Annotated in this window: 16 protein-coding genes; 11 read left to right on the forward strand and 5 right to left on the reverse strand. The window is 53.8% G+C overall.

Annotated features, from left to right (window positions below; all coding sequences use genetic code 11):
• Nucleotides 1-110: 110 nt before the first annotated feature.
• From leuD to leuL, 5 genes are all read right to left on the reverse strand, one after another.
• Nucleotides 111-716 (reverse strand): 3-isopropylmalate dehydratase small subunit, encoded by a 606-nt coding sequence (gene leuD, locus USH94_RS09525; RefSeq protein WP_029741219.1) that lies wholly within the window; start codon nt 714-716, stop codon nt 111-113.
• A gap of 10 nt (nt 717-726) precedes the next feature.
• The gene (gene leuC, locus USH94_RS09530; protein WP_111964048.1) at nt 727-2,127 is read right to left on the reverse strand and encodes a 3-isopropylmalate dehydratase large subunit; all 1,401 of its coding nucleotides are present in this window, start codon (nt 2,125-2,127) and stop codon (nt 727-729) included.
• A gap of 2 nt (nt 2,128-2,129) precedes the next feature.
• On the reverse strand, nt 2,130-3,221 hold the full coding sequence (gene leuB, locus USH94_RS09535; RefSeq protein ID WP_111964047.1) for a 3-isopropylmalate dehydrogenase: 1,092 nt from the start codon (nt 3,219-3,221) through the stop codon (nt 2,130-2,132).
• Nucleotides 3,221-4,792 carry a 2-isopropylmalate synthase gene (gene leuA, locus USH94_RS09540; RefSeq protein ID WP_111964046.1) on the reverse strand — a complete coding sequence of 524 codons (1,572 nt, stop codon included), beginning with the start codon at nt 4,790-4,792 and terminating at the stop codon, nt 3,221-3,223. Before leuA ends, leuB begins: the two co-directional genes overlap by 1 nt.
• Before the next feature lie 91 nt (nt 4,793-4,883).
• Entirely contained in the window at nt 4,884-4,970 is an 87-nt protein-coding gene (leuL, locus tag USH94_RS22535; RefSeq protein ID WP_071786497.1) for a leu operon leader peptide, read from the reverse strand.
• Between the two features lie 603 nt (nt 4,971-5,573).
• Here leuL and leuO point away from each other — a divergent pair.
• From leuO to mraY, 11 genes are all read left to right on the forward strand, one after another.
• Nucleotides 5,574-6,518 carry a transcriptional regulator LeuO gene (leuO, locus tag USH94_RS09545; protein WP_111964162.1) on the forward strand — a complete coding sequence of 315 codons (945 nt, stop codon included), beginning with the start codon at nt 5,574-5,576 and terminating at the stop codon, nt 6,516-6,518.
• Between the two features lie 381 nt (nt 6,519-6,899).
• Nucleotides 6,900-8,624: an acetolactate synthase 3 large subunit gene (ilvI, locus tag USH94_RS09550; protein ID WP_111964045.1), complete on the forward strand. Its 1,725-nt coding sequence runs from the start codon at nt 6,900-6,902 to the stop codon at nt 8,622-8,624.
• Nucleotide 8,625: 1 nt separating this feature from the next.
• Nucleotides 8,626-9,117: an acetolactate synthase small subunit gene (gene ilvN, locus USH94_RS09555; protein ID WP_008501994.1), complete on the forward strand. Its 492-nt coding sequence runs from the start codon at nt 8,626-8,628 to the stop codon at nt 9,115-9,117.
• 179 nt (nt 9,118-9,296) lie between these two features.
• A complete protein-coding gene (gene cra / locus USH94_RS09560) occupies nt 9,297-10,304 on the forward strand; it encodes a catabolite repressor/activator (RefSeq protein WP_111964044.1) in 1,008 nt (335 codons plus the stop codon).
• Nucleotides 10,305-10,903: 599 nt separating this feature from the next.
• Complete coding sequence (mraZ, locus tag USH94_RS09565; protein ID WP_021240528.1) at nt 10,904-11,362, forward strand: division/cell wall cluster transcriptional repressor MraZ; 459 nt, start codon at nt 10,904-10,906, stop codon at nt 11,360-11,362.
• A 2-nt stretch (nt 11,363-11,364) separates the two neighbouring features.
• The gene (gene rsmH, locus USH94_RS09570) at nt 11,365-12,306 is read left to right on the forward strand and encodes a 16S rRNA (cytosine(1402)-N(4))-methyltransferase RsmH (protein ID WP_111964043.1); all 942 of its coding nucleotides are present in this window, start codon (nt 11,365-11,367) and stop codon (nt 12,304-12,306) included.
• Entirely contained in the window at nt 12,303-12,668 is a 366-nt protein-coding gene (gene ftsL / locus USH94_RS09575) for a cell division protein FtsL (protein WP_008501989.1), read from the forward strand. The genes rsmH and ftsL overlap by 4 nt, the downstream gene beginning before the upstream one ends.
• Before the next feature lie 15 nt (nt 12,669-12,683).
• Nucleotides 12,684-14,450 (forward strand): peptidoglycan glycosyltransferase FtsI, encoded by a 1,767-nt coding sequence (locus tag USH94_RS09580; protein WP_111964042.1) that lies wholly within the window; start codon nt 12,684-12,686, stop codon nt 14,448-14,450.
• Nucleotides 14,437-15,924 (forward strand): UDP-N-acetylmuramoyl-L-alanyl-D-glutamate--2,6-diaminopimelate ligase, encoded by a 1,488-nt coding sequence (gene murE, locus USH94_RS09585; RefSeq protein ID WP_111964041.1) that lies wholly within the window; start codon nt 14,437-14,439, stop codon nt 15,922-15,924. The genes USH94_RS09580 and murE overlap by 14 nt, the downstream gene beginning before the upstream one ends.
• Entirely contained in the window at nt 15,921-17,279 is a 1,359-nt protein-coding gene (murF, locus tag USH94_RS09590) for a UDP-N-acetylmuramoyl-tripeptide--D-alanyl-D-alanine ligase (RefSeq protein ID WP_111964040.1), read from the forward strand. The genes murE and murF overlap by 4 nt, the downstream gene beginning before the upstream one ends.
• A complete protein-coding gene (mraY, locus tag USH94_RS09595; protein ID WP_008501985.1) occupies nt 17,273-18,355 on the forward strand; it encodes a phospho-N-acetylmuramoyl-pentapeptide-transferase in 1,083 nt (360 codons plus the stop codon). Before murF ends, mraY begins: the two co-directional genes overlap by 7 nt.

Genomic DNA, 18,355 nt, shown 5'->3' on the forward strand with positions numbered 1-18,355 from the left:
AATTGACGTTAAATATAACGTCATTATTGGCTGGGTTTGGGAATATTTACACAAGGAGGGCGGGTATTGGGATAAAACTCGGCCTGCAGAGTGCACTGCAGGCCGGAGGATTACTTCATAAATGCAGGTTGTTTGTTTTCGTAAGTGGCAATCGCCGCTTCGTGCTGGAGAGTTAAACCTATGCTGTCCAGACCGTTCAGCATGCAGTGACGGCGGAACGCATCAATGCTGAAGCTGTAGGTTTTATCCCCGGCTTTCACCACTTCCGCTTCCAGATCCACTTCAAACGAAATACCCGGATTCGCCTTAACCAGCGCGAACAACTCATCGACCTGTTCATCACTCAACGTCACCGGCAGCAGCTGGTTGTTGAAGCTGTTACCGTAAAAAATATCCGCGAAGCTTGGGGCGATGACCACTTTGAAGCCGTAATCGGTGAGCGCCCACGGAGCGTGTTCGCGGGATGAGCCGCAGCCAAAGTTTTCTCGGGCCAGTAAAATGGATGCGCCTTTGTACTCCGGGAAGTTCAGAACGAATTCCGGATTAGGCACTTCGCCTTTGTCGTCCAGGAAACGCCAGTCGTTGAACAGGTGCGCGCCAAAGCCGGTACGCGTCACCTTCTGCAGAAACTGTTTGGGAATAATAGCGTCAGTATCGACGTTAGCGGCGTCCAGCGGGACAACCCGGCCCGTATGTTGGGTAAATTTCTCTGCCATGATTGTCTCCTTATTTCAGGCTGCGAATATCGGCGAAATGGCCGGTGACTGCCGCAGCGGCGGCCATTGCCGGGCTGACCAGATGGGTACGCCCACCGCGGCCCTGACGGCCTTCAAAGTTACGGTTGCTGGTGGAGGCGCAGCGCTCACCCGGGTTCAGGCGATCGTTATTCATGGCCAGACACATGGAGCAGCCAGGCAGGCGCCACTCGAAGCCCGCTTCGATAAAGATCTTATCCAGACCTTCGGCTTCCGCCTGGGCTTTCACCGGACCAGAGCCTGGAACCACCAGCGCCTGCACGCCCGGCGCGACTTTACGGCCTTTGGCAATCTCTGCCGCCGCGCGCAAATCTTCGATACGGGAGTTAGTGCAAGAACCGATAAAGACTTTATCAATGGTCACGTCGGTCAACGGCACGCCGGGCTTCAGCCCCATATAGGCCAGCGCTTTTTCCGCACTGGCGCGCTCGACCGGATCGGCAAAGGAAGCAGGATCTGGAATGGAGTCGTTGACGGAAATCACCTGACCCGGGTTGGTCCCCCAGGTCACCTGCGGCGCAATCTCTTCTGCCTGCAGCGTGACAACGGTATCAAACGTCGCCCCATCGTCGGTTTTCAGGGTTTTCCAGTATGCTACCGCGTCGTCAAAATCCTGACCTTTCGGCGCGTGCAGACGGCCCTTCACATAGTTGAAGGTCGTTTCATCTGGCGCGACCAGACCGGCTTTGGCGCCCATCTCAATGGCCATGTTGCACAGGGTCATGCGGCCCTCCATGCTCAGCGCCTGGATAGCGTCTCCGCAGAACTCAACGACGTGGCCTGTACCGCCTGCGCTGCCGGTTTTACCGATAATCGCCAGCACGATATCTTTCGCGGTAATGCCAGGTGCCGCTTTGCCCTTCACTTCAATCTTCATCGTTTTGGCACGGCCCTGCTTCAGGGTCTGCGTCGCCAGAACGTGTTCAACCTCAGAAGTGCCAATCCCGAACGCCAGAGCGCCAAACGCGCCGTGTGTCGCGGTATGGGAGTCACCGCAGACGATGGTCATGCCCGGCAGGGTGATCCCTTGCTCAGGCCCCATCACGTGGACGATGCCCTGATAAGGATGGTTCAGGTCGTACAGCTCAACGCCAAATTCTTTACAGTTCTTAATCAGCTCCTGCATCTGGATACGCGCCATCTCACCCGAGGCATTAATGTCTTTGGTCTGGGTGGAAACGTTGTGATCCATCGTCGCGAAGGTTTTACCCGGCTGACGTACCGGACGCTTGTGCGCGCGCAGGCCGTCAAATGCCTGAGGAGAGGTCACTTCGTGTACCAGATGACGGTCAATGTACAGCAGCGGGGTTTCGTTTGGTGCCTCGTAAACAACGTGCGCATCAAACAACTTTTCATATAACGTTTTAGCCATGATTACACCCCTTCAGCGACATAGCGGGCAATGATGTCGCCCATTTCATCGGTACTGACTGCCGCCGTGCCGCGTGCTAAATCGCCGGTACGGACGCCTTCTTCTAACGCCCGGTTAATGGCGTGTTCAATTGCGGTTGCTGCATCGTCTGCATCCAGGCTGTAGCGCAGCAGCAGGGCCAGGGAGAGGATCTGCGCAATCGGGTTAGCGATGTTTTTACCCGCGATATCCGGCGCAGAACCGCCTGCCGGTTCATACAGACCAAAGCCTTCTTCATTCAGGCTTGCGGATGGCAGCATCCCCATGGAGCCGGTGATCATTGCGCACTCGTCAGAGAGAATATCGCCGAACAGGTTGGAGCACAGCAGCACGTCAAACTGGGACGGATCCTTAATCAGCTGCATGGTCGCGTTATCGATGTACATGTGCGACAGCGCGACGTCCGGATACTGCTTAGCGACTTCACTGACGATCTCGCGCCACAGAATGGAAGATTGCAGCACGTTCGCTTTGTCAATGGAGGTCACTTTATGGCGGCGTTTACGCGCAGACTCAAAGGCGATATGGGCGATACGTTCAATTTCGAAACGGTGATACACCTCGGTGTCGAACGCTTTTTCGTGTTGTCCGCTGCCTTCGCGTCCTTTTGGCTGACCGAAATAGATCCCGCCGGTCAGTTCACGCACGCACAGAATGTCGAATCCGTTGGCGGCGATATCCGCGCGCAGCGGGCAGAACTCTTCCAGACCCTGATACAGCTTCGCCGGACGCAGGTTGCTGAACAGCTTGAAGTGTTTACGCAGCGGCAGCAGCGCGCCGCGCTCTGGCTGCTCTGCTGGCGGCAGGTGTTCCCATTTCGGGCCACCGACGGAACCAAACAGCACGGCATCGGCATTTTCACAGCCTTCCACGGTCGCTTTTGGCAGTGGCGTACCGTGGTTATCAATTGCAATACCGCCCACGTCGTAGTGGCTGGTGGTGATTTTCATCGCAAAACGCGCGCGAACGGCTTCCAGTACTTTCAGCGCCTGTGCCATCACTTCCGGGCCAATACCGTCACCCGGCAACACAGCAATATGGTAATTCTTCGACATTACACGGTTTCCTTGTTGTTCTCTTTATTCTGAGCTTTGCGTTGCAACTCTTTTTCGACTTCGGCGGCGCGCCAGATGTTGTTCAGAACATGCACCATCGCCTTCGCGGAGGATTCAACGATATCTGTCGCCAGGCCCACGCCATGGAAGCGGCGGCCCTTGTAATTGACCACGATATCTACCTGACCCAGCGCATCTTTGCCGTGGCCCTTGGCCGTCAGGTCATATTTGACCAGCTCAACGTCGTACTCGGTGACGCGATTAATCGCCTGGTAAATCGCATCGACAGGGCCGTTACCGTTAGCTGCCTCTGCTTTAATTTCATCTCCGCAGGCCAGCTTGACCGAGGCGGTAGCGATGTCGCTGGAGCCGGACTGCACGTTAAAGTAATCCAGACGGAAGTGCTCCGGCTCTTCCTGCTGTTTGTTGATAAAGGCCAGTGCTTCCAGGTCGTAGTCGAAGACCTGGCCTTTTTTGTCGGCCAGCTTCAGGAACGCGTCATACAGCTGATCCATGTTGTAATCGCTGTCCTTATAACCCATCTCTTCCATACGGTGCTTAACCGCCGCACGGCCGGAACGGGAGGTCAGGTTCAACTGGACCTGGTTCAGACCGATGGATTCCGGGGTCATGATTTCGTAGTTTTCACGGTTCTTCAGCACGCCATCCTGGTGAATACCGGAAGAGTGTGCGAAGGCGCCAGTGCCGACAATCGCTTTGTTAGCCGGAATGGGCATGTTGCAAATCTGGCTGACGGTCTGGCTGGTGCGCCAGATTTCGTTGTGATTGATGCGGGTGTGCACGTCCATGATGTCTTTGCGCACTTTGATCGCCATGATCACTTCTTCCAGAGAACAGTTGCCCGCACGTTCGCCGATGCCGTTCATCGCGCCTTCAACCTGACGTGCCCCGGCGTGGACGGCGGCGATGGCATTGCCCACGGCCAGACCCAAATCATCGTGGGTGTGGACGGAGATAATTGCCTTATCAATATTTGGTACGCGGTCATACAGGCCGGTGATGATGTTGGAGAACTCAAACGGCATGGTGTAGCCGACGGTGTCCGGAATGTTGATGGTTTTCGCGCCCGCGTTGATGGCGGCTTCGACGACGCGCGCCAGGTCTTCGATTGGCGTACGACCCGCATCTTCACAGGAGAATTCAACGTCATCGGTATAGTTGCGTGCGCGCTTAACCATATAGACAGCACGCTCAATCACCTCATCCAGCGTGCTGCGCAGCTTGGTTGCGATGTGCATAGGAGAGGTCGCAATGAAGGTGTGAATACGGAACGCTTCAGCCACCTTCAATGACTCAGCGGCAACGTCGATATCTTTCTCTACGCAGCGCGCCAGGGCACACACACGGCTGTTTTTAATGGTGCGGGCGATAGTCTGGACGGATTCGAAATCACCGGGAGACGAGACAGGGAAACCGACCTCCATCACGTCGACACCCATACGTTCGAGAGCCAGCGCGATCTGCAGTTTCTCTTTAACACTCAGGCTTGCCTGTAATGCCTGTTCACCGTCACGTAAAGTAGTATCGAAAATAATGACTTGCTGGCTCATGGGTTAGGTCCTTGTCAGTCTTAGGGCGCCTTGCTACGAGCATAAAAAAACCCGCGCAGTGGCGCGGGTTTTTAGTCTTACTGGTGACGATTCAACGCTGAATTTCGCCCGCCAGTCTACCGCGCACAGTGGATGCGTTTAGTAGTAGTAGACCGGTGAAACGAATGGTGCGTGTCATGAATCGTGCTCCGTTAAATTCAATATACTTTTAGTGGTACTGGATACGGCTGTTCATGTCAACCCCTGATGATGAAAACGGGCCCGACAGACTGAATCAATAGGCTATTCACTTTAGCTAATTGTGCTGGTTTTAGCTTTTTCGAACCGACTAATTGTCTAATTTTGGACTTAAGAAAAGAGTTGCAGAAACAAATAAATTAATTTTTTTAAAAATGAGTGAAATGTGTTGAAGAGGATGCTTAGAGCTTAAAGATGTTTAATATCATAAAGTTATAAATGAAGTGGATCTATTCCAGAACACTGAAAAACGAGCTGAGATAACAGATTGTTAACTAACTGTAGGGTGATAGCAATAATAGTTTAATCATACTTAAGTCATCATTAACCTGTCGGCAATTGTATATTTGTTTGGTTTATGGTTTCATTCAGTTCCTGAAGTCAAACATATCATTTTCGCTGATTAATGTTTGTTAATATAAAGTCTTTATATATTCTGAATTTTAAATAATTCTCTTTCGCTGATCGTATTTGCATGATAATGCACCTTTAAGGTTATTATCGTGCGTTGGCAAAGGAGTGTAGCGTGACAGTGGAGTCAGAAGTGCCAGAAAATAATATTAAAAAACCTCAAGTTGCTGATGGGATTAAACCGCAGTTACGCACGGTGGATCTTAATCTTCTGACGGTTTTTGATGCGGTCATGCAGGAACAGAATATCACCCGTGCAGCCCAATCGTTGGGGATGTCACAACCTGCTGTGAGTAATGCCGTTGCCAGGCTTAAGCTCATGTTTAACGACGAATTATTTGTCCGCTACGGGAGGGGGATCCAGCCTACGGCGCGCGCATTTCAGCTATTCGGCTCCATTCGTCAGGCGTTGCAACTGGTCCAAAATGAGCTGCCGGGATCGGGGTTTGAACCCTTAAGCAGCGAGCGCGTATTCCATCTTTGTGTCTGTAGCCCATTAGATAATTATTTAACGTCAATTATTTATAATAAAGTTGAAGAAATCGCACCAAATATCAATCTTGTTTTTAAATCATCCTTGAATCAAAACACGGAACATCAGTTACGCTACCAGGAGATCGAATTTGTTCTGGGGTATGAAGAGTTCCGTCGCCCGGAATTTTCCTGTGTGCCGCTGTTTAACGATGAAATGGTTCTGGTCGCCAGCAAAAAACACCCACGTCTGAATTCTCCGATGCGAGAAAACGATGTTTATAACGAGCAGCATGCCGTTGTTGCACTCGACAGATATGCTTCTTTTAGCCTGCCGTGGTATGACACTGCGGATAAACAGGCGAGCGTGGCTTATCAGGGCATGGCTATGGTCAGCGTATTAAACGTGGTGTCCCAGACCCAGCTGGTGGCGATTGCGCCGCGCTGGCTGGCAGAAGAGTTTTCTGACCCTTTAAATCTGCAAATTTTGCCTCTGCCACTCAAGCTAAATAGCCGTACCTGTTATCTTTCCTGGCATGAAGCGGCGGGGCGAGATAAAGGACATCAGTGGATGGAAGAGTTGCTGGTGGGCATCTGCCGCCGGTAAAACGCATCAGGATAAATCGCATCGGATTGTGTGATTTATCCTGGTTTTTTTTAGATAATTGATATTTTGTTCTGTTGTTCTTTTTTTGGAGCTGCTCTCCGGCTCGCAAAAATAGATGATTTCCTGCATTGCCGCGCTTTTCAGTGATGATTTATCACCCCATCCTCTATTCCCAGAGGAATTAACCATATCCTCTGCTAACAGCTGCTTTTTCTGCTTTACGCACCGTTTATCTCTCCGGGTTTGCTAATTGCCTGCCTCATAACGAGCGGTTAAGGTAAAGAACACTCTGCAAAATATAAGATTGGTTTCTCCCAATCGTAAGACGGTGCGGAAATGAATTCGGCATTCCGTCTATAACAAAATGCCTGGAGGCAAACCATGGAGATGTTGTCTGGCGCGGAAATGGTCGTTCGGTCACTGATCGATCAGGGCGTAAAGCAAGTGTTCGGCTACCCTGGTGGTGCAGTTCTCGATATTTATGATGCGCTGCACACGGTAGGGGGCATTGACCATGTTCTGGTACGTCACGAGCAGGCGGCGGTACACATGGCTGACGGCCTGGCGCGGGCGACGGGTGAAGTGGGCGTGGTGTTAGTCACTTCCGGCCCCGGCGCGACAAACGCCATTACCGGCATTGCGACAGCGTATATGGACTCTATCCCGCTGGTGATCCTCTCCGGGCAGGTGGCAACCTCACTGATCGGTTACGATGCGTTTCAGGAGTGCGACATGGTCGGGATTTCGCGTCCCGTTGTGAAGCACAGCTTCCTGGTCAAGCAAACGGAAGACATTCCTGGCGTACTGAAGAAAGCTTTCTGGCTGGCGGCGAGCGGACGCCCGGGACCAGTGGTGGTCGATCTGCCTAAAGATATCCTCAACCCGGCAAACAAGCTGCCTTATGTCTGGCCGGAAGCTGTCAGCATGCGCTCTTATAACCCCACAACGCAGGGGCACAAAGGTCAGATCAAGCGAGCGTTGCAAACGCTTCTGGCAGCCAAAAAACCGGTGGTCTATGTCGGTGGCGGGGCGATCAACGCTGCCTGTGAAGTCCAGCTTCGTGAACTGATTGAAAAACTCAACCTTCCCGTTGCATCGTCGCTGATGGGGCTGGGGGCGTTCCCCGCAACCCATCGTCAGGCGCTGGGTATGCTGGGCATGCACGGTACCTATGAAGCCAACATGACGATGCACCATTCCGATGTGATTTTTGCCGTCGGCGTGCGGTTTGACGATCGCACCACCAATAACCTGGCGAAGTACTGCCCTAACGCCACCGTACTGCATATTGATATCGATCCAACGTCAATTTCAAAAACGGTATCGGCTGATGTTCCTATCGTCGGTGATGCCCGGCAGGTTCTGGAGCAAATGCTGGATCTGCTGGCCCAGGAGAGTGCAACCCAGCCGCTGGATGAGATTCGCGACTGGTGGCAGCAGATTGAACAGTGGCGCGCACGTCAGTGCCTGAAATATGACACGCAAAGTGAAAATATTAAACCGCAGGCAGTCATTGAAGCGGTGTGGCGACTGACGAAAGGTGAGGCGTACGTAACCTCAGATGTAGGGCAGCATCAGATGTTTGCCGCCCTGTATTACCCGTTTGATAAACCGCGACACTGGATCAACTCCGGTGGTTTAGGAACAATGGGCTTTGGTCTGCCTGCCGCGTTGGGCGTGAAGCTGGCGCTGCCGAATGAAACCGTCGTCTGCGTGACGGGGGACGGCAGTATTCAGATGAACATTCAGGAGCTGTCTACTGCGCTGCAATATGAACTGCCGGTACTGGTGCTGAACCTGAATAACGGGTATCTCGGTATGGTGAAGCAGTGGCAGGATATGATCTATTCTGGCCGTCACTCTCAATCCTACATGAAATCGCTACCGGATTTTGTTCGCCTTGCTGAAGCTTACGGCCATGTTGGCATGCGGGTGACCGATCCGGCAGAGCTGGAAACAAAGCTCGCGCAAGCGCTTGAGCACGTTAAAAACAACCGCCTCGTCTTTATGGATGTGATTGTTGATGGGACCGAGCACGTTTATCCGATGCATATTCGTGGAGGTGGTATGGATGAAATGTGGTTAAGCAAAACGGAGAGAACCTGATATGCGCCGGATATTATCGGTTTTACTGGAAAATGAGTCTGGCGCACTGTCGCGCGTCATTGGCCTTTTTGCGCAGCGCGGCTATAACATTGAAAGCCTGACCGTTGCCCCGACGGAAGACCCAACGCTGTCGCGCATGACGATTCAAACCGTTGGCGATGCGAAAGTGCTTGAGCAAATTGAAAAACAGCTGCATAAGCTGGTTGATGTGCTGCGCGTGAGCGAGCTGGGGCAGGGGGCCTACGTTGAACGTGAGGTCATGCTGGTGAAAATCCAGGCCAGCGGCTACGGGCGTGAAGAAGTTAAACGCAATGCGGATATTTTCCGCGGACAAATTATCGACGTCACGCCTTCTCTTTATACGGTTCAGCTGGTCGGGACAAGCGACAAGCTGGATGCTTTTCTCGCGTCCGTGCGGGATGTTGCAAAAATTGTCGAGGTCGCGAGATCGGGTGTCGTGGGTCTGTCACGCGGCGAGAAAATCATGCGTTAGTTATCAAAAAGGTTCGCCTCTTTCTGCCCGGTCACCAAAGCCGGGCTTTTTTTTGCGTAATCAGCCGACAACGCAGATAAAAGCGGTTGCCGCGAAGGCTTTTCTGCGTTTAGATGTTAAAAGATTTAACCATAACCTTGACAGGGCCATGGATTCTTTTCTTTTTTTAAGGGGCAATTGTGAAACTGGATGAAATCGCCCGGCTAGCCGGCGTGTCACGAACAACGGCCAGCTATGTGATTAACGGTAAAGCAAAGCAGTACCGTGTCAGCGACAAGACCGTTGAAAAAGTTATGGCGGTGGTTCGTGAGCATAACTACCATCCGAATGCTGTCGCAGCCGGTCTGCGTGCCGGGCGTACCCGCTCTATTGGTCTGGTGATCCCTGACCTGGAAAATACCAGCTATACCCGTATCGCCAACTATCTCGAACGTCAGGCGCGCCAGCGCGGCTATCAACTGCTGATTGCCTGCTCTGAAGATCAGCCCGACAACGAGATGCGCTGCATTGAACATCTTCTCCAGCGCCAGGTGGATGCCATTATTGTTTCGACCTCCCTACCGCCAGAACATCCGTTCTACCAGCGCTGGGCGAACGACCCGTTCCCAATCGTTGCGCTGGATCGCGCGCTCGATCGCGAGCATTTCACCAGCGTCGTGGGTGCGGATCAGGATGATGCAGAAATGCTGGCCGCAGAGCTGCGAACTTTCCCCGCAGAAACTGTGCTGTATCTTGGCGCGCTGCCCGAGCTTTCCGTTAGCTTCCTGCGTGAGCAGGGGTTCAGAACCGCGTGGAAAGACGATCCGCGCGAGGTTAACTATCTCTATGCCAACAGTTACGAACGTGAAGCCGCAGCGCAGCTGTTCGAAAAATGGCTAGAGACACACCCGATGCCGCAGGCGCTATTCACCACGTCGTTTGCGCTGTTGCAGGGTGTCATGGATGTAACCTTACGCCGTGAAGGTAAACTTCCCTCTGACCTGGCGATTGCCACGTTTGGGGATAACGAGCTGCTCGACTTCCTTCAGTGTCCGGTGCTGGCGGTAGCACAGCGTCACCGTGATGTGGCTGAACGCGTGCTGGAGATTGTGCTGGCAAGCCTGGATGAGCCGCGCAAACCGAAGCCGGGCCTGACGCGTATCAAACGTAATCTCTATCATCGCGGAATTTTAAGCCGCCAAAAATGAAATGACCGGGGCGGGAAAGTCTGCCCCATTTTGCTGCGATAAATCGTCCGGATAATTCCCGGAGAGAAATTAGGATAATTCTTGTGAGATGATAATCGCCAATTTTTCTTAATTCATTTTGGCTTTTAAATTGTCCTTTAAAGAACATCTCAGCGATTTTAAACAGCTATCTTTGTATTATTTTGTTACAAACCCTATTCGGCCGATGAATATTCAGACGTTTTTCCTCCTCCTGTAGCTGCTTACGTGGCAACTGCCGCGCTTACCCGGTGCCAGAGTGAATCTGGCGCTGTTATCCCCTGAGAATCTGTCATAAAATGCTGCCCGCGTCGCAAACTGACACTTTATATTTATCTGCGATGATATTGAGTGAGCTTTAACGCTAGTGTGCATATTCGGTTTTTTTCTTACAAATATTCATAACGTTAATTTTGCCTCGCCAGTTGTGCAGTTATTAACCAGGACTGTTTATCTCTGTAAATAGAGGGCGTTCGAGTCCTTACAGGGAGAGTCCTGGCTTGACAAGCTTTTCCCTCGCTCCGTAAACTCCTTTAGGTGGGAATTTGTGGGTTAAAGTGGTGAAGAGGGGTGAGACTGGCATGTTCCGTGGAGCAACGTTAGTCAATCTCGACAGCAAAGGGCGTTTATCGGTACCAACCCGATACCGCGACCAGCTGATCGAGAACGCTGCGGGTCAAATGGTTTGCACCATTGACATTAATTCCCCCTGCCTGCTGCTTTACCCCTTGCCTGAATGGGAAATTATTGAGCAAAAGCTGTCGCGACTGTCGAGCATGAACCCGCAGGAACGCCGCGTGCAGCGGCTGTTATTGGGACATGCCAGTGAATGTCAGATGGATAACGCAGGGCGATTACTGATTGCGCCTGTGTTACGGCAACATGCCGGTCTGACCAAAGAAGTGATGCTGGTCGGGCAGTTCAACAAATTTGAACTGTGGGATGAAACGACCTGGTATCAACAGGTCAAGGAAGATATCGACGCTGAGCAGTCTGATTCCGCGACATTATCGGAACGGCTGCAGGACTTGTCTCTATAAATATGATGGAAAATTATAAACATAAAACGGTGTTACTGGACGAGGCCGTAAACGGTCTGAATATTCGTCCGGAAGGCATCTACATTGATGGCACGTTTGGTCGCGGTGGTCACTCGCGTTTGATTCTCTCCCAGCTCGGAGAGGAAGGCCGCCTGCTGGCAATCGATCGCGATCCGCAGGCAATTGCGGTTGCTCAGACCATCAATGACCCACGCTTTTCCATCGTGCATGGACCTTTTTCTGCGCTTGCAGATTATGTTGCTGAGCGCGGCCTGACGGGTAAGATCGACGGGATTCTTCTCGATCTTGGCGTCTCTTCACCCCAACTTGATGATGCCGAACGTGGTTTCTCCTTTATGCGTGATGGTCCGCTGGATATGCGGATGGATCCAACGCGCGGTCAGTCTGCCGCTGAGTGGTTACAGACCGCTGACGAAGCCGATATTGCATGGGTCATCAAAACGTTTGGCGAAGAGCGCTTTGGCAAACGAATCGCGCGCGCCATCGTTGAGCGTAATCGCATTGAGCCAATGACCCGCACCAAAGAGTTGGCCGAAGTGATCGCGGCGGCGACACCGGTGAAGGATAAGCACAAACATCCCGCGACCCGTACCTTCCAGGCGGTTCGCATCTGGGTAAACAGTGAACTGGAGGAAATAGAGCTGGCGCTAAAAAGCTCGCTCGACGTGCTGGCCCCGGGGGGGCGGTTATCCATCATCAGCTTCCATTCGCTGGAAGACCGTATTGTGAAACGCTTTATGCGTGAACAAAGCCGCGGTCCACAGGTGCCAGCGGGGCTGCCGATGACGGAAGAACAACTCAGGAAGCTGGGTGGCCGTCAGTTGCGAGCATTAGGCAAGTTGATGCCGGGCGAAGAAGAAGTGGCTGAGAATCCACGCGCCCGTAGTTCAGTGCTGCGTGTTGCAGAGAGGACGAACGCATGATCGGCAGAGTGACAGAGACCCTAAGCAAAGTTAAGGATTCGTTAGGAAGCAACGAGCGCCATGCCTTGCCTGGCGTGATCGGCGACGATCTTTTGCGGTTTGGGAAACTGCCACTCTGTCTGTTCATTTGCATCATTGTCACGGCAGTTACGGTGGTGACCACCGCCCACCATACACGTTTATTGACTGCGCAACGCGAGCAGATGGTACTGGAACGCGATGCGCTGGATATTGAATGGCGAAATCTGATCCTTGAAGAAAACGCGCTCGGCGATCACAGCCGGGTTGAACGGATCGCAACGGAAAAGCTGCAATTGCAGCATGTTGATCCTTCGCAGGAAAATATCGTAGTACAAAAATAAGGGAAAACGCGACGCATGAAAGCAGCGGCAAAAACGCTAAAACCAAAACGTCAGGAAGAACAGGCCAACTTTATCAGTTGGCGTTTTGCGTTGCTTTGCGGCTGCATTTTACTCGCTCTGGGTTTTCTGCTTGGACGCGTGGCCTGGCTACAAATCATCGCTCCTGACATGCTGGTACGCCAGGGTGACATGCGTTCCCTGCGCGTTCAGGAAGTGTCGACATCCCGTGGGATGATTACCGATCGCTCGGGTCGTCCGCTAGCGGTGAGCGTGCCGGTGAAGGCGATTTGGGCCGATCCTAAAGAACTGCATGATGCTGGCGGTATCACGCTTGATAACCGCTGGAAGGCCCTTGCGGATGCGCTGAAGATGCCGTTGGACCAGTTAGCTTCACGCGTGAATACGAACCCGAGAGGGCGCTTTATCTATCTGGCACGTCAGGTGAACCCTGACATGGCGGACTACATCAAAAAATTGAAGCTGCCGGGGATCCATCTGCGTGAAGAATCCCGTCGTTACTATCCATCCGGCGAAGTGACTGCTCACCTCATTGGCTTTACTAACGTCGATAGCCAGGGGATTGAAGGCGTTGAAAAAAGCTTTGATAAATGGCTTACCGGCCAGCCCGGCGAGCGCATTGTGCGTAAAGACCGCTATGGTCGCGTGATCGAGGATATTTCCTCAACGGACAGCCAGGCCGCACACAACCTTGCGCTGAGTATTGATGAGCGATTACAGGCGCTGGTTTACCGCGAACTGAACAATGCCGTGGCCTTCAACAAAGCGGAATCGGGCAGTGCTGTGTTAGTTGATGTCAGCACGGGTGAAGTGCTGGCGATGGCCAATAGCCCGTCCTACAACCCTAATAATCTTACCGGCACGCAGAAGGATGTTATGCGTAACCGTACCATCACCGACGTGTTCGAACCGGGTTCGACGGTTAAGCCGATGGTGGTCATGACTGCACTTCAGCGCGGTATCGTCAACGAAAACACCGTACTGAATACCATTCCATACCGAATTAACGGTCACGAAATCAAAGACGTGGCGCGCTACAGCGAATTGACCCTGACCGGGGTATTACAGAAGTCGAGTAACGTCGGCGTTTCAAAGCTGGCGTTAGCGATGCCGTCCTCAGCGTTAGTAGAGACTTACTCACGTTTTGGACTTGGAAAGGCGACCAATTTGGGGTTGGTCGGAGAACGCAGTGGCTTATATCCTCAAAAACAACGGTGGTCTGACATAGAGAGGGCCACCTTCTCTTTCGGCTACGGGCTAATGGTAACTCCGTTACAGCTAGCGCGAGTCTATGCAACGATTGGCAGCTATGGCGTCTATCGTCCGCTGTCGATTACTAAAGTTGATCCACCGGTTCCGGGCGAGCGTATCTTCCCGGAATCTGTCGTTCGTACCGTGGTGCACATGATGGAAAGCGTGGCGCTGCCTGGCGGCGGCGGCGTGAAGGCGGCGATCAAAGGTTATCGCATTGCCATCAAGACCGGTACAGCGAAAAAGGTGGGGCCAGACGGCCGCTACATCAACAAATATATTGCCTATACCGCAGGCGTTGCGCCTGCAAGCAATCCGCGTTTTGCGCTGGTGGTCGTAATAAACGATCCACAGGCGGGTAAATACTACGGCGGCGCCGTCTCCGCGCCTGTGTTCGGGGCTATCATGGGCGGCGTGTTACGCACCATGAACATTGAACCGGATGCGCTGGCGACGGGCGAAAAAAGTGAATTTGTAATTAATCAAGGCGAGGGTACAGGTGGCAGATCGTAATTTGCGCGACCTTCTCGCTCCGTGGGTGCCAAATGCACCGGAGCGAGCACTGCGAGAGATGGTACTGGACAGCCGCGTGGCTGCTTCTGGCGATCTTTTTGTGGCGGTGGTCGGTCATCAGGCGGACGGGCGTCGTTATATCCCGCAGGCGATTGCGCAAGGTGTGGCTGCCATTATTGCTGAGGCCAAAGATGAGGCAACCGACGGTGAGATCCGTGAAATGCACGGGGTGCCGGTTATCTATCTCAGCCAGTTAAACGAGCGTCTCTCCGCGCTGGCGGGACGTTTTTATCACGAACCTTCCGACCAGCTGCGTCTGGTCGGCGTGACGGGCACGAACGGTAAAACCACCACCACGCAGCTGATGGCGCAGTGGGCCCAGCTGTTGGGTGAAACCGGTGCAGTGATGGGTACCGTAGGTAACGGCCTGCTGGGCAAAGTGAGCCCGACGGAAAACACCACCGGCTCGGCGGTAGACGTACAGCATGTGCTTGCAGGTCTGGCTGGGCAGGGGGCAACCTTTGCTGCAATGGAAGTCTCTTCGCACGGTCTGGTACAGCATCGGGTTGCGGCGCTGAAATTTGCCGCTTCAGTGTTTACTAACCTGAGCCGCGATCATCTTGATTATCATGGTGATATGGAGCATTACGAAGCCGCGAAATGGCTGCTGTTCTCTACTCACCATTACGGACAAGCCATCATCAACGCCGACGACGAAGTGGGCCGCCGCTGGCTGGCGAAGCTGCCGGATGCGGTTGCGGTGTCGATGGAAGACCATATCAATCCGAACTGCCACGGACGCTGGCTGAAGGCGGTTGAGGTGAATTACCACGACAGCGGGGCGACAATCCGCTTTGCCTCTTCCTGGGGTGAAGGCGAAATTGAAAGCCGCCTGATGGGCGCGTTCAACGTCAGCAACCTGCTGCTGGCGCTGGCGACGCTGCTGGCGCTGGGTTATCCGATGGCTGAACTGCTGAAAACCTCAGCGCGTCTGCAGCCGGTTTGTGGCCGTATGGAAGTGTTCAACGCGCCGGGCAAACCGACCGTTGTGGTTGATTATGCCCACACGCCGGATGCGCTGGAAAAAGCGCTCGAAGCGGCGCGCCTGCACTGCGCCGGGAAGCTCTGGTGCGTGTTTGGCTGCGGCGGCGATCGCGATAAAGGCAAACGCCCGCTGATGGGGGCTATTGCCGAGCAGTTCGCAGATATTCCGGTAGTAACCGATGACAACCCGCGTACGGAAGAGCCGCGCGCCATCATCAATGACATTCTGGCGGGCATGCTGGACGCGGGCCGTGCTCGCGTGGTGGAAGGCCGTGCGGAAGCCGTGACCAATACCATTATGCAGGCGCAAGAGAATGATGTTGTCCTCTTAGCGGGCAAAGGGCATGAAGATTATCAGATCGTTGGCAATCGCCGTCTGGACTACTCGGACCGCGTAACGGCAGCACGCCTGCTGGGAGTCGTGGCATGATTAGCATCACGTTACGTCAGGCCGCTGCAATCCTGAAGGGCGACCTGCACGGGCAAGACCTGACCATTGATGCCGTGACGACGGACACCCGCAAAATCACTGCAGGCTGTCTGTTTGTGGCGCTGAAAGGCGAACGTTTTGACGCGCATGATTTTGCTGAACAGGCCAAAGAGAACGGCGCCGGTGCGCTGCTGGTCAGCCGCAAGCTCGATATCGATCTGCCGCAGGTTGTGGTGAAAGATACGCGCCTCGCGTTCGGTGAGCTGGCCGCCTGGGTGCGTCAGCAGGTGCCTGCTCGCGTCGTCGCGCTGACCGGGTCATCAGGCAAAACGTCGGTGAAAGAGATGACGGCGGCGATCCTCGGCCAGTGCGGCAATACGCTTTATACCGCGGGCAACCTCAATAATGACATCGGCGTGCCGATGACATTGCTTCGCCTGACCAAAGAACATGACTATGCGGTGATCGAGTTAGGAGCAAACCACCAGGGCGAAATCGCCTGGACCGTGAGCCTGACTCGCCCGGAAGCTGCGCTGGTGAATAACCTCGCGGCTGCGCACCTGGAAGGCTTTGGCTCGCTGGAAGGCGTGGCGAAAGCGAAAGGTGAGATTTATACCGGCCTGCCGGATAACGGTATCGCTATTCTGAACGCCGATAACAACGACTGGCTGAACTGGCAGAGCATCATTGGCGCGCGTAAAACCTGGCGCTTCTCGCCAAATGCGGCCAACAGTGATTTTACGGCGACCAATATCCATGTGACGTCCCACGGCACCGAGTTCACCCTCACGACCCCAACGGGGGGCGTAGAGGTTCTGCTGCCGCTGCCGGGTCGCCATAACATCGCCAATGCCCTTGCGGCGGCGGCGCTGTCAACGGCGGTGGGCGCTTCACATGAGGCGATCAAAGCCGGGCTGGCGAACCTGAAAGCCGTGCCTGGTCGTCTGTTCCCGATTCAGCTTTCGGAAAACAAACTGCTGCTGGATGACTCCTACAACGCGAACGTTGGTTCAATGACGGCGGCGGTGCAGGTGTTATCTGAAATGCCGGGCTATCGCATCATGGTGGTTGGCGACATGGCAGAGCTGGGCGACGAAAGCGAAGCCTGTCATAACCAGGTCGGTGAAGCGGCGAAAGCGGCGGGGCTGGACTGCGTGCTGAGCGCAGGAAAACTGAGCCAGGCGATTAGCCATGCCAGCGGCGTTGGCGAGCATTTTGCTGATAAAGCCGCGTTGATAGAGCGCCTTAAAGCGTTGATTACAGAAAAACAAATTGTGACTGTGTTAGTGAAAGGTTCACGTAGTGCCGCCATGGAAGAGGTTGTGCACGCATTACAGGAGAACGGGACATGTTAGTTTGGCTGGCCGAACATTTGGTCAAATATTATTCAGGCTTTAACGTCTTTTCATATCTGACGTTTCGCGCCATCGTCAGCCTGCTGACTGCGCTGTTCATCTCGTTGTGGATGGGCCCGCGCATGATTGCCCGTCTGCAAAAACTCTCTTTCGGCCAGGTTGTGCGTAACGACGGTCCGGAGTCGCACTTCAGCAAACGCGGTACCCCGACCATGGGCGGGATCATGATCCTGACCGCCATCGTCGTTTCCGTGCTGCTGTGGGCGTACCCCTCCAACCCGTACGTCTGGTGCGTTCTGACGGTACTGGTGGGTTACGGGATCATCGGTTTTGTGGATGATTACCGCAAAGTCGTTCGTAAAGATACTAAGGGCCTGATCGCGCGCTGGAAATATTTCTGGATGTCGGTGATCGCGCTGGGCGTTGCCTTCGCTCTGTATCTGGCAGGCAAAGACACACCGGCCACCGAGCTGGTTGTGCCGTTCTTTAAAGACGTGATGCCACAGCTGGGGCTGTTCTACATTCTGCTGGCCTACTTTGTGATTGTCGGCACGGGCAACGCCGTTAACCTGACCGACGGTCTGGATGGCCTGGCCATTATGCCAACCGTCTTTGTGGCCGCCGGTTTTGCGCTGGTGGCGTGGGCGACCGGTAACATGAACTTTGCGAACTACCTGCACATCCCTTATCTGCGCCATGCGGGTGAGTTGGTGATCGTCTGTACGGCAATTGTCGGGGCGGGGCTGGGCTTCCTGTGGTTCAACACCTATCCGGCGCAGGTCTTTATGGGTGACGTCGGTTCTCTGGCTTTGGGCGGTGCGCTCGGCATTATCGCCGTGCTGCTGCGTCAGGAGTTCCTGCTGGTGATTATGGGCGGCGTGTTTGTGGTTGAAACCCTGTCGGTGATTTTGCAGGTAGGTTCCTTCAAGCTGCGCGGTCAGCGCATCTTCCGTATGGCGCCGATTCACCACCACTATGAACTGAAAGGCTGGCCGGAGCCGCGCGTGATTGTGCGCTTCTGGATTATTTCGCTGATGCTGGTGCTGATTGGCCTGGCAACGCTGAAGGTACGTTAA

It is taken from the genome of Enterobacter sp. 148H3 (assembly GCF_034107425.1).
Classification (GTDB): Bacteria; Pseudomonadota; Gammaproteobacteria; order Enterobacterales; family Enterobacteriaceae; genus Enterobacter; species Enterobacter vonholyi.

Bases quoted from the DNA above. Each gene is read 5' to 3' on its own strand.
- leuD (WP_029741219.1), bottom strand. From the start codon at position 716: ATGGCAGAGAAATTTACCCAACATACGGGCCGGGTTGTCCCGCTGGAC.
- leuC (WP_111964048.1), bottom strand. From the start codon at position 2,127: ATGGCTAAAACGTTATATGAAAAGTTGTTTGATGCGCACGTTGTTTAC.
- leuB (WP_111964047.1), bottom strand. From the start codon at position 3,221: ATGTCGAAGAATTACCATATTGCTGTGTTGCCGGGTGACGGTATTGGC.
- leuA (WP_111964046.1), bottom strand. From the start codon at position 4,792: ATGAGCCAGCAAGTCATTATTTTCGATACTACTTTACGTGACGGTGAA.
- leuL (WP_071786497.1), bottom strand. From the start codon at position 4,970: ATGACACGCACCATTCGTTTCACCGGTCTACTACTACTAAACGCATCC.
- ilvI (WP_111964045.1), top strand. From the start codon at position 6,900: ATGGAGATGTTGTCTGGCGCGGAAATGGTCGTTCGGTCACTGATCGAT.
- ilvN (WP_008501994.1), top strand. From the start codon at position 8,626: ATGCGCCGGATATTATCGGTTTTACTGGAAAATGAGTCTGGCGCACTG.
- mraZ (WP_021240528.1), top strand. From the start codon at position 10,904: ATGTTCCGTGGAGCAACGTTAGTCAATCTCGACAGCAAAGGGCGTTTA.
- rsmH (WP_111964043.1), top strand. From the start codon at position 11,365: ATGATGGAAAATTATAAACATAAAACGGTGTTACTGGACGAGGCCGTA.
- ftsL (WP_008501989.1), top strand. From the start codon at position 12,303: ATGATCGGCAGAGTGACAGAGACCCTAAGCAAAGTTAAGGATTCGTTA.
- USH94_RS09580 (WP_111964042.1), top strand. From the start codon at position 12,684: ATGAAAGCAGCGGCAAAAACGCTAAAACCAAAACGTCAGGAAGAACAG.
- murF (WP_111964040.1), top strand. From the start codon at position 15,921: ATGATTAGCATCACGTTACGTCAGGCCGCTGCAATCCTGAAGGGCGAC.
- mraY (WP_008501985.1), top strand. From the start codon at position 17,273: ATGTTAGTTTGGCTGGCCGAACATTTGGTCAAATATTATTCAGGCTTT.